At 71.2% G+C, this 11895-nt stretch carries 9 protein-coding genes; 8 read left to right on the top strand and 1 reads right to left on the bottom strand.

The genetic code is table 11. The annotated features are described in order from the left end of the window. The 3 genes from AC1D15_RS07225 to AC1D15_RS07235 all read left to right on the top strand — a co-directional run. Positions 1-964: efflux RND transporter periplasmic adaptor subunit (locus tag AC1D15_RS07225; RefSeq protein ID WP_477825460.1), on the top strand; the 964-nt coding region annotated here is incomplete at its 5' end. A gap of 40 nt (positions 965-1004) precedes the next feature. Then, a complete protein-coding gene (locus AC1D15_RS07230; RefSeq protein ID WP_477825461.1) occupies positions 1005-4163 on the top strand; it encodes an efflux RND transporter permease subunit in 3159 nt (1052 codons plus the stop codon). Next, positions 4156-5580, top strand: coding sequence for an efflux transporter outer membrane subunit (locus AC1D15_RS07235; protein WP_477825462.1), 1425 nt, complete (start codon positions 4156-4158; stop codon positions 5578-5580). Before AC1D15_RS07230 ends, AC1D15_RS07235 begins: the two co-directional genes overlap by 8 nt. Before the next feature lie 87 nt (positions 5581-5667). On the opposite strand, the gene AC1D15_RS07240 is transcribed toward AC1D15_RS07235, so the two are convergent. Beyond that, positions 5668-6573 carry a DUF1993 family protein gene (locus AC1D15_RS07240; RefSeq protein WP_477825463.1) on the bottom strand — a complete coding sequence of 302 codons (906 nt, stop codon included), beginning with the start codon at positions 6571-6573 and terminating at the stop codon, positions 5668-5670. Positions 6574-6646: 73 nt separating this feature from the next. On the opposite strand from AC1D15_RS07240, the gene AC1D15_RS07245 reads away from it, so the two are divergent. The 5 genes from AC1D15_RS07245 to AC1D15_RS07265 all read left to right on the top strand — a co-directional run. Next, the gene (locus tag AC1D15_RS07245; protein WP_477825464.1) at positions 6647-8653 is read left to right on the top strand and encodes a ferritin-like domain-containing protein; all 2007 of its coding nucleotides are present in this window, start codon (positions 6647-6649) and stop codon (positions 8651-8653) included. Between the two features lie 10 nt (positions 8654-8663). Beyond that, positions 8664-9668, top strand: a complete 1005-nt coding sequence (locus tag AC1D15_RS07250; RefSeq protein WP_477825465.1) for an MBL fold metallo-hydrolase — start codon at positions 8664-8666, stop codon at positions 9666-9668. Positions 9669-9686: 18 nt separating this feature from the next. After that, positions 9687-10217 carry an SRPBCC family protein gene (locus tag AC1D15_RS07255; protein WP_465111370.1) on the top strand — a complete coding sequence of 177 codons (531 nt, stop codon included), beginning with the start codon at positions 9687-9689 and terminating at the stop codon, positions 10215-10217. 98 nt (positions 10218-10315) lie between these two features. Next, on the top strand, positions 10316-11188 hold the full coding sequence (locus tag AC1D15_RS07260; protein WP_477825466.1) for an alpha/beta fold hydrolase: 873 nt from the start codon (positions 10316-10318) through the stop codon (positions 11186-11188). 60 nt (positions 11189-11248) lie between these two features. Beyond that, positions 11249-11895 (top strand): alpha/beta hydrolase (locus tag AC1D15_RS07265; RefSeq protein WP_477825467.1); only part of this gene is annotated, 647 nt, incomplete at its 3' end.

Consider the following 11895-nt stretch of genomic DNA (forward strand, 5'->3'; position numbering starts at 1 on the left):
GATCCGCGAAGGCAGCGACGTGAAGGCCGGGCAGGCCTTGTTCCAGATCGATTCCGCGCCGTACGTCGCGAGCCAGCAGAGCGCCCAGGCCGCGCTCGCCCGCGCGCAGGCCAACCTGACGCAGGCCACCGCGCAGGCCGAGCGCTACAAGCCGCTGATCGAGGCGAACGCGATCAGCAAGCAGGACTTCGTCAACGCGGTGGCCGCGCAGAAGTCGGCCGAGGCCGATGTCGCGTCGGCGCGCGCCGCGCTGCAGACCGCGCAGATCAACCTCGGCTACGCGGCCGTCACCTCGCCGATCGCGGGCCGCATCGGCCGCGCGCTGGTGACCGAAGGCGCGCTGGTCGGCCAGGGCGAGGCGACCCAGCTGGCCGTGGTGCAGCAGATCAACCCGATGTACGTGAACTTCACGCAGTCCACCACCGAGACGCTGAAGCTGCGCAAGGCCCTCGAGGCCGGCAAGCTCAAGCGCGCCGCCGGCGGCGAGGCCGCGATCGTGCGCATCGTGCTGGAAGACGGCACCGAGTACGCGAAGCCCGGCAAGCTGCTGTTCTCCGACCTGACGGTCGATGCGACCTCGGGCCAGATCACGCTGCGCGCCGAGGTGCCGAACGCCGACGGCCTGCTGCTGCCCGGCATGTACGTGCGCGTGCGGCTCGAGCAGGCGCAGGTCGACGGCGCGATCGCGCTGCCGCAGCAGGCCGTCACGCGCAGCAACCAGGGCGACACCGTGATGGTGGTCGGCGCCGACGGCAAGGTCGCGCCGCGCCCGATCAAGATCGGCTCGGCCGCGCAGGACGGCCAGTGGCTCGTCACCGACGGCCTGAAGCCCGGTGAGCAGGTGATGGTCGACGGCTTCCAGAAGCTGCGCGGCCCGGGCCCGGTGAAGCCGGTGCCGTGGCAGCCACGCGCGGCGTCGGCCGCCGCAGCATCCGCGCCTGCATCGGCCGCCTCCGGCAGCTGACCCCGGCCACCCAAAAGACAGAACCAGCGAGCCTTCCTCCATGGCCAAGTTCTTCATCGATCGCCCCATCTTCGCGTGGGTGATCGCGCTGTTCATCATCGTGCTCGGCAGCGTGGCGATCACGCAGCTGCYGATCTCGCAGTACCCGCCGGTCGCACCGCCCTCCATCGTCGTGTCGGCCACCTACCCCGGTGCCTCGGCGCAGACGCTCGAGGACAGCGTGATCAGCGTCATCGAGCAGGAAATGAACGGCTCGCCCGGCCTGCTCTACATGGAGTCGGTCAGCCAGGCCAACGGCACCGGCTCGATCACGATCAGCTTCGAGCCCGGCACCAACCCGGACCTGGCGCAGGTCGACGTGCAGAACCGGCTGAGCCGCGCCGCGCCGCGCCTGCCGTCGGCCGTCACGCAGCAGGGCGTGCGGGTCGACAAGGCGCGTTCGAACTTCCTGCTGTTCACGATCCTCTCGTCCGAGAACCCGGCCTACGACCCGATCGCGCTCGGCGACTACGCGTCGCGCACCGTGCTGCCCGAGATCCAGCGCATCCCCGGCGTCGGCCAGGCCCAGCTGTTCGGCACCGAGCGCGCGATGCGGGTCTGGATCGACCCGGCGAAGCTGGTCGGCTTCAACCTGTCGGCCGCCGACGTCGCCACCGCGATCCGCACGCAGAACGCACAGGTCTCGTCCGGCACCATCGGCGACCTGCCGAACCTGCCGGGGCAGTCGATCTTCGCGACCGTGGTCGTCAACGGCCAGCTGAGCAACGTCGAGCAGTTCGGCAACATCGTGCTGCGCGCCAACGCCGACGGCTCCACCGTGCGCCTGCGGGACGTCGCCCGCATCGAGCTGGGCGCGCAGACCTATGCCACCTCGGCGCGCCTGAACGGCAAGCCGTCGACCGGCATCGGCGTGCAGCTCTCGCCGAGCGGCAATGCGCTGGCCACCGCGACCGCCATCCGCAAGCGCATGGACGAGCTCTCGCGCTACTTCCCGCAGGGCGTCAAGTACAGCGTGCCGTACGACAGCTCGCGCTTCGTGAAGATCTCGATCTCGCAGGTGGTGGAGACGCTGCTCGAGGCGGTCGCGCTGGTGTTCGTCGTGATGTACCTGTTCCTGCAGAACTGGCGCTACACGGTGATCCCGACACTGGTCGTGCCGATCGCGCTGCTGGGCACCTTCGGCGTGCTGCTCGGGCTCGGCTTCTCGATCAACGTGCTGACGATGTTCGGCATGGTGCTGGTGATCGGCATCGTGGTGGACGATGCGATCGTCGTGGTCGAGAACGTCGAGCGCATCATGAGCGAGGAGGGGCTGTCGCCACGCGAGGCCACCCGCAAGGCGATGGGCCAGATCTCCGGCGCGATCGTCGGCGTGACGGTGGTGCTGATCTCGGTGTTCGTGCCGCTCGCGTTCTTCGCCGGCTCGATCGGCAACATCTACCGCCAGTTCTCGGCGGTGATGGTGGCGTCGATCGCGCTGTCGGCCTTCATGGCGCTGTCGCTCACACCGGCGCTGTGCGCGACGCTGCTGAAGCCGGTCGAGGCCGGCCACCACCACGAGAAGACCGGCTTCTTCGGCTGGTTCAACCGCGGCTTCGCCCGCACCGCGAAGGGCTACGAAGGCTGGGTCGCGAAGATCCTCAAGCGCGCCGGCCGCTTCCTGATCATCTACGCGGCGATCATCGCCGCGGTGGGCTGGACCTTCTCGCGCCTGCCGGCGTCGTTCCTGCCGGCCGAGGACCAGGGCTACATCATCGTCAACGTGCAGCTGCCGCCGGGTGCGACGGTGAACCGCACGGTCGAGGTGATGCAGCAGGTCGAGGGCTTCATCCTGAAGCAGCCGGAAGTGCAGAGCATGGTCGGCGTGCTGGGCTTCAGCTTCTCGGGCCAGGGCCAGAACGCCGGCCTCGCCTTCGTGACGCTGAAGGACTGGGACGAACGCAAGGGGGCGCAGCATTCGGCGCAGGCGCTGGCCGGCCGCGCGTTCGGCGCGCTGATGGGCGTGCGCGATGCGTTCATCTTCCCGCTCAGCCCGCCGCCGATCCCCGAGCTGGGCACCTCGTCCGGCTTCGCCTTCCGGCTGCAGGACCGCGGCGGCAACGGCCACGCGGCGCTGCTGGCGGCACGCAACCAGTTGCTGGGCCTCGCGGGGCAGAGCAAGATCGTCGCGGGCGTGCGCCCCGACGGGCTGGAAGACGCGTCGCAGCTGCAGATCGACGTCGACCGCGACAAGGCGAACGCGCTGGGCGTGAGCTTCGATTCGATCAACTCGACCCTCTCGACCGCGCTGGGTTCGGCGTACATCAACGACTTCCCGAACGCCGGCCGCCTGCAGCGCGTGGTGGTGCAGGCCGATGCGCCGGCACGCATGCAGCCGGACGACCTGCTGCGCCTGAACGCATTGAACAGCAAGGGGCAGCCGGTGCCGCTGTCGGCGTTCGCGACGACGCGCTGGATCAGCGGCCCGGTGCAGACCATCCGCTACAACGGCTACCCGACGATGCGGCTGGCCGGCGACGCCGCGCACGGCCGCAGCACCGGCGAGGCGATGGCCGAGATGGAGAGGCTCGCGGGCCAGCTGCCGCCGGGCTTCGCGTTCGAGTGGACCGGCCAGTCGCGCGAGGAGAAGCTGTCGGGCTCGACCGCGTTCATCCTGCTCGGCTTCTCGCTGCTCGCGGTGTTCCTGTGCCTGGCGGCGCTGTACGAGAGCTGGTCGATCCCGCTGTCGGTGATCCTGGTGGTGCCGCTGGGCGTGCTGGGTGTCGTGCTGGCGGCCACCTTCCGCGGCCTGGAGAACGACATCTACTTCAAGGTCGGCCTGATCACGGTGATCGGCCTGAGCGCGAAGAACGCGGTGCTGATCATCGAGTTCGCGAAGGACCTGCATGCGCAGGGCAAGGGGGTGGTCGAATCGGTGCTGGAAGCGGCGCACCTGCGCTTCCGGCCGATCCTGATGACCTCGATGGCCTTCATCCTCGGCGTGCTGCCGCTGGTGGTCGCGTCGGGCGCGGGCTCGGCGAGCCAGCGCGCGATCGGCACCGGCGTGATGGGCGGCATGTTCAGCGCGACGCTGCTGGCGGTGTTCTTCGTGCCGGTGTTCTTCGTCGTGGTGCGCCGCATCTTCAAGGGCAGCGAGCGGCAGCGCCGCATGTACGCGCATGAACTGAATGGCACGCCGAAGGATGGTTCCCATGAGTGATTCCCGAAGCCCCCGGCTGCTGCGCGGCCCGGCCCCTGCCCTGGCCCTGATGGCCAGCGCTCTGCTCGCGGCCGGCTGCACGATGATCCCGACCTACGAGCGCCCGCCGGCGCCGGTGCCCGGCTCGTTCGCCGGCGAGGCGACGACCCCGCGCCCCGGCCCGAAGGCGAGCGACGTCGAATGGCAGAGCTACTTCGCCGACGAGCGCCTGAAGCGGTTGATCGAGCTCGCGCTGAAGAACAACCGCGACTTGCGCGTCGCAGTGCTGAACATCGAGCAGGTGCGCGCGGCCTACCAGATCAGGCGTGCCGACGAATGGCCGACGGTCAATGCGGCCGCCAGCGGCCTGCGCCAGACGGCCGGGCCCGACACGATCACCAGCACCTACAGCGTGGGCCTGGCGGTCTCGTCGTACGAGCTCGACCTGTTCGGCCGGGTGCGCAGCCTGAGCCAGGCGGCGCTCGCGCAGTACCTGGCCACCGAGGAGACGCGCAAGGCGGTGCAGATCAGCCTGATCGCGTCGGTTGCCAACGGGTACTTCAACCTGCTGGCCGACGACGAGCTGCTCGAGGTGACGAAGCAGACGCTGAAGACGCGAGAGGATTCGCAGAAGCTCACGCGGCTGAAGTTCGACAACGGCGCGAGTTCGGAGCTCGACCTGCGGCAGGCCGAATCGCTGCTCGAGGCGGCCCGCGTGTCGCTTGCGCAGCAGACGCGCCAGCGCGCGCTGGACGAGAACGCGCTGGTGCTGCTGCTCGGGCAGGCGCTGCCGGACGACCTGCCGGCGGGCGTGCCGCTGGTGGCCGACCAGGTGCTGCCGGAGGTGCCGGCCGGCCTGCCGTCGGACCTGCTGAACCGCCGGCCCGACGTGCGCGCGGCCGAGCAGCAGCTGATCGCGGCCAACGCCAACATCGGCGCGGCGCGCGCGGCGTTCTTCCCGCGCATCACGCTGACCGGGCTGGTCGGTTCGGTGAGCAGCGAGCTGTCGGGGCTGTTCAAGAGCGGCTCGTTCGGCTGGAGCTTCCAGCCGCAGGCGACGCTGCCGATCTTCGACGCGGGACGCAACAAGGCCAACCTCGACAGCGTGAAGGTGGGCCGCGAGATCGCGCTGGCGCAGTACGAGAAGGCGATCCAGACCGCGTTCCGCGAGGTCTCCGATTCACTGGCCGGCCGCGCGACGCTCGGCGAGCAGGCGCGGGCGCAGCGCGCGCAGGCCGATGCCGAGCAGGCGCGCTACCGGCTGGCCGACCTGCGCTACCGCAACGGCGCGGCGAGCTACCTCGACGTGCTGGATGCGCAGCGCTCGCTGTTCACCGCGCAGCAGGCGGTGGTGCAGGTGCAGACGCTGCAGGCGCAGAACCTGGTGACGCTGTACAAGGCGCTGGGGGGTGGGTGGAAGGACGCGGGGGCCAATTGACGGTAGCCCGGATTTCAATCCGGGATCGTGGCAACACGCGAAGACCCCGGATTGCCATCCGGGCTACGAGACAGGGCCGCGCGGGGATCAGGGCTTGATCGCCGTGGCCTGCGACCACACCACCTGCCAGCGGCCGTCGATACGCTCGTACGCATCGATGTGCCAGCACCGGAACGGCGAGTCCGGCTCGAAGGCCARCGTGGCCTGGTAGCGCAGCACCGCGCTGTCGGCATGGAGGCGGACCTCGATCGCACCAGGCTCCCAACGCAGGTAGCGAAGCTCGCGCCGCTCGATCCGGCCGAGGTACTCGTCGCGGGTGAACGCGCTGCCGGCCGGCGTGACGAGCTGGAACTGCGGCGCATGCAGGCGCCGGGCGAGCGGGATGTCGCCGTCGACCAGCGCGCGCAGCCGCGAACGTTCGATCTCGCGGAGCTCTTCGGCACGGCGCTCGTCGGCCGCCCCGGCGCCGTCGCTGCCGGCCGGCGGATAGGCATGCAGGCCATCGAAATCTGCCTTGCCGATCGGCACGCCCCGGCTGCGCAGGATCGCGTACGCGGTCGTCAGGTGGAAGAAGAAGTTCGGCAGCGCGTAGTGCTGCAGGAACTCGGTGGCCGGCAGGCGCACCAGCGCGTCGCCAGCCTGGCTCTCCAGCAGGCGTGATTCGGCGCCGTCGAACCGCTCCTGCGGCAGCTCGCGCACCATCGCCGTCACGCGATCGACCAGCGCCCGCAGCCCGTCAAAGCCGGGGCCGGGCTCGCCCGGCGAAGGAACCGGCAGCCCCGCAAGCGGATGGCAGGCGCGCAACGCGAAGTTCGCCGCGATGACGACCTGCGTCGCCAACGGGTTCATGTCGTCGGCCAGCCGCGCGCCGAGCAGCCGTTCGGCGTCCGGCCCGGGCGCGTGGGCCTGCGCCAGGTCGAGCCAGCGGCGCAGCCGTTCCAGGTAGCGCAGGAAGACAGGCACCGAGGCCTGCCAGAGCGGAGGTGGGTTCATCGCACGAGCGTAGCAGTCGGGCTCTCGCGCGGCGCCCTTGCATCGCGGCGCCCTCCCCGGCATGCTGCCGGCCATGACCCCCGCCTCCCACCGCGCCCAGCTCGTCGGCATGCTCGCCGAGGCCGCCGAGATCGAGCACTGCCTGATGTGCACCTACCTCTATGCGGCGTTCTCGCTGAAGCAGCACGCCGACGAGGGGCTCGAGCCCGACGAACTCGCCGCCGTGCAGCGCTGGCGCCGCGAGATCATCGCGATCGCCACCGACGAGATGCTGCACCTGGTGCTGGCCAACAACATCGCGGTCGCGATCGGCGCCCGCCCGCACTACCGGCGCTTCAATTTCCCGATCGCCGCGGGGCTGTTCCCGGCCGACATCGCGGTCGAGCTCGCACCGTTCGACGAGGCCACGCTCGACCACTTCGTCTACCTCGAGCGGCCGGCCGACGTGGCCGAGCGCGACGGCACGCGCTACGAGAAGACCAGCTACCACCGCCGCTCGGTCGCCGGCCGGCTGTCGATGCTGCCGGACGACTACACCACCGTCGGCGAGCTGTACGAATCGATCGCCGAGAGCTGCGAGCTGCTGGTGCAGCACAGCGGCGAGGCGAAGGTGTTCATCGGGCCGCGGGCCGCGCAGTTGGCCATGCAGGATTTCCGCCTGCCCGGACTGATGACCGTCGGCACGCTGGCCGAGGCGCGCCAGGCCGTCGATTTCATCGTGCAACAGGGCGAAGGCTCGCGCGAGAGCAAGAGCGGCTCGCACTACGCGCGCTTCTGCGCGATCCGCAGCGAATGGCAGGGCCTGAAGGCGCGCCGCCCGGGCTTCGAGCCGGCCCGCCCGGCGGCGCGCAACCCGGTGATGCGCAACCCGGTCGTCAGCGGGCTGCGGGTGCACGTCACCGCCGAGCCGGCTGCCACGCTGCTCGACGTCGCCAACGTCTGCTACGAGCTGATGCTGCGCCTGCTGTCGGCGCTCGCCGACGTGACGCCACGCTCCGAGACCGCCACCGCGCGCCGGCGCGAAATGACCGACCAGACGCTCGCGCTGATGCACATGCTCGGCGACATGGGCAGCGCGCTGTCGGCGTTGCCGGCCAGCGACAAGCACCCTGGTGTCAATGCCGGCATGACCTTCACCGCGTCCCGCACCGTGCTGACCTACCTGTCGGTCGAGACCGCGACGCTGGTGCTCGCCGAGCGCTGCGGCTGCGTCGCCGACCGGCTGGCCTCGATGGCCGCCCAACCCGGCGCGCAGCCGTGGCTCGCCCGGCATGCGCAGGCGATGCGGCGCTTCTCCAATTACTGGTCGGCCGACCATGACGCGCATTGGCCGGCCATCGCGGGCCAAGCCGCGACCGCTGTGCCACCGGTGGCCCCGCCGCCCGTCACCGCCGCCTCACCCGCGCCGGCCGAGCCCCGCGCCGCCCCGAAACCACCCGACGAAGCCCGCGGCCGCGACGTGCTGCTGCGCTTCGACACGCAGCGCTGCATCCACGCGCGGCACTGCGTGCTCGGCGAGCCCGAGGTCTTCCTCGCGAACACGCCCGGCGACTGGCTCTACCCCGACAAGGCCACGCCCGAGCGCATCGCGATCGTCGCCCACACCTGCCCGTCCGGCGCGGTCACCTACGAGCGGTTGGACGGCGGCCCGGCCGAGGCGGCACCGCTCGTCAACACCGTGCGGCTGCGCGAGAACGGCCCGCTCGCCTTCCATGCCGAGATGGCGCTGGCGGCCCCGCCGAACGGCGGCTCGTCGCTGCGTGCCACGCTGTGCCGCTGCGGCCAGTCGGCCAACAAGCCGTTCTGCGACGGCTCGCACAACGCCGCCGGCTTCAAGGCGAGCGGCGAGCCGCCGACGCGCGAATCGCAGCCGCTCGCGGTGCGCAACGGCACGCTGCGCGTCGACCCGCTGCGCAACGGGCCGCTCGAGGTCAGCGGCAACCTGGAGCTGTGCGCCGGCACCGGCCGCACCGTCGACCGCCTCACCAGCACGCGGCTGTGCCGCTGCGGCCAGTCGCAGAACAAGCCGTTCTGCGACAACTCGCATGCGGTGGTCGGCTTCGTGGCCGACGGCGTCTGACGGCCGCGCGATGGCGTTCCGGAACAACTACCCCGGCTTCGAACCGAAAAGCCTGGCCGACGTGCTGCGCTGGCGCTGGGCGGCGCACCGCAACGGCGTTCCGCGGCCGCCGCGCGGGCCGATCCCGCAGGTCGCGCCCGATCTTGCGTTCCTGCAGGCCAATGCGCGCGCCGCTGCGGCGATGCGCCCCACCGTCACGTGGATCGGCCACGCGACCGTGCTGGCGCAGCTGGGCGGCCTGAACCTGCTGACCGACCCGGTCTTCTCCGAGCGCGCATCGCCGCTGCCGTTCGCCGGGCCGAAACGCCACCTGCCACCCGGTGTCGCGCTCGCCGACCTGCCGCACATCGACGTCGTGCTGGCCTCGCACAACCACTACGACCACCTCGATGCCGCATCGGTCGATGCACTGCAGCGCCAGCCGGGCGGCCCGCCGCTGTTCATCGTGCCGCTGGGCGTGAAGGCCTGGCTCGCCGGGCGCGGCATCGCGAACGCGGTCGAGCTGGACTGGTGGACTTCGTACACGGTGCCGGCACCGGCCGGCCCGGTCGAGGTGACGCTGGTGCCGGCCCAGCACTGGTCGGGCCGGGGCCTCGCCGACCGGATGAAGACGCTGTGGGGCGGCTTCGCGGTGTTCGCGCCCGACTGCCACCTGTTCTACGCCGGCGACACCGCGTACTCGCGCGACTTCATCGACATCCAGGCGCGCTTCGCCGCGCGCCAGTCCGCGGCGAACGGCGGCGGCTTCGACATCGCGCTGCTGCCGATCGGCGCCTACGAGCCGCGCTGGTTCATGGCGCCGCAGCATGTCGACGTCGAGGAGGCGATCCGCATCCACCGCGACCTGCGCGCCAAGCGCTCGCTGGGCGTGCACTGGGGCACCTTCCAGCTGTCCGACGAAGCGCTCGACGATCCGCCGCTGGCGCTGCTGGAGCAACGCAAGCTGCAGGCGCTGTCCGACGAAGAATTCTTCGTGCTCGCGATCGGCGAGACGCGACAATTCCCGCCTCGTTGAGCTTGCGGAGGATCTGCCATGTGGATGACCATCGCCCTCGTCGTGCTGCTGCTGATCGCCGCGGTGCTGCTGTTCGCGACGACCCGGCCCGACAGCTTCCGCGTCGAGCGCTCGCTCGCGATCAAGGCGCCGCCGGACAGGATCTTCCCGCTGCTCGACGACTTCCACCGCTGGCCCGAGTGGTCGCCGTGGGAGAAGCTCGACCCGGCGCTGGTGCGCACGCACAGCGGCCCGGCGCGCGGCGTCGGCGCCGTCTACGAATGGCGCGGCAACGCAAAGGTCGGCCAGGGCCGCATGGAGATCATGCAGAGCACGCCGGCCGCGGCGCTGGCGATCAAGCTCGATTTCATCAAGCCGTTCGAAGGCCACAACATCGCCGAGTTCACGCTGAAGCCGCAGGACGACGCAACCCTCGTGCACTGGGCGATGCACGGCCCGACGCCCTATGTGTCGAAGCTGATGGGCCTGTTCATGAGCATGGACACGCTGATCGGGCGCGACTTCGAAGCCGGGCTCGCGAACCTGAAGGCGGCGGCCGAGAAGGCGTAGCAGGCGTTCGAAACGAATGAATCAATCGGGGCCGGCGCACGACACGGCGCCGATACCTGCCCCGCGCATCCTGACGGCTCCGATCCGCTGGAGAAGTCATGAAAGCGCCCCAACCCCACCCCGGCCGCCTGGTTGCCCGAACGCAAGGCGACGGGCCGGTCGTGCTGTGCCTGCACTCGTCGACCGGCACGCATGCGCAATGGAACGGCCTGGCCGATGCGCTGAGCGGGCGCTGGCAGGTCGTCGCCCCCGACCTGCACGGCCACGGCCGCAGCCCGGTGTGGCCGACGGCCGTGCTGAACACGCTGCACATCGACGCGAACGCGGTCACCCAGCTCGTGCAGCCGGCCTGGGGGCTGGTGCGGCGCGGCATCCACCTGGTCGGCCACTCGTACGGCGCCGCCGTCGCGATGCAGATCGCGCTGCGCCACCCGCAGTGGGTGCACTCGCTGACGCTGTACGAGCCCGTCGCGGTCGGCATCATCCGCCGCCTGGCACCGCAGGATGCATCGCTCGATGAAGTGCGCGAGATCGCATCGCGCGTGGCTGCGTTGCTGGACCAGGGCGACGCGCTGGCCGCGGCGCGCGCGTTCACGAGCTACTGGGGCGGCGATGCGGCCTGGGACGGCCTGGGCACGGCGCGCCGCGAGGCCATCGCGTCGCGCATGCCGGTGGTGCCGCGCCACTTCGATGCGCTGTTCGCCGCGACCTGGGGCCAGCAGGCGCTGTCGCGACTGACGATGCCGATGCTGCTGATCCACGGGCAGCACACGCGCGCGCCGGCGCGCCGCATCGTCGAGCTGCTGGCGCAGGCGCTGCCGCAGGCGCAGCACTGCGAGCTGGCCGGCGCAGGGCACCTCGGGCCGATGACGCACGCGGCCAGCGTCGTGCGCTGGATGGCGACCCACCTCGACCCGGTGGCGGCCGCGCGGCTGGAGCTCGGCAGCGATCTGCAGCCGCAAGCGGCCTGACGCGCGCATCGAGACAAGCCCGGGGGCGGCCGCGGCAGGCGATGCCTAAACTGCCGGGCCATGAACACGACGCTGCACACCACCGACGGCCTGCGCCTGCACCTCTCGCACCATCCGGCCGGCACCGCGGCGCATGGCGTCGTCGTGCTGGTGCACGGCCTGGGCGAGCACCTGGGCCGCTACGCGCATGTGATCGCGCACCTGAACGGCTGGGGCTGGCATGTGCTGGCCTACGACCAGCGCGGCCACGGACGCAGTGAGGGCGCCCGCGGCCGGCTCGCCACCGACCACGACCTGCTGGACGACCTGTCGCACGTGATCGATGCAGCCCGCACCGCGCACCGCGGCCCGCTGGTGCTGCTCGGCCACAGCATGGGCGGGCTGGTCGTCTCGCGCTTCGCCGCCGACACGAAGGCGCCGTGGTGGCGCCCGGTCGACGGCCTGGTGATGTCGTCGCCGGCGCTCGACCCCGGCATGAACGGGGTGCAGAAGCTGCTGCTCGCGCTGCTCGGCCCGATCGCCCCGTCGCTCGCGGTCGGCAACGGGCTGAAGCCGGCGTGGATCTCGCGCGACCCGGCCGTCGTCGCGGCCTACGCCGCCGACCCGCTGGTGCACGACCGCGTGACGCCGCGGCTGGTGCGCTTCATCGTCGACGGCGGCGAATGGGTGCGCGCCCGCGCGGCCGCGTGGACGCTGCCGACGCTGCT

Source organism: Rhizobacter sp. P2_H2, assembly GCF_056403375.1.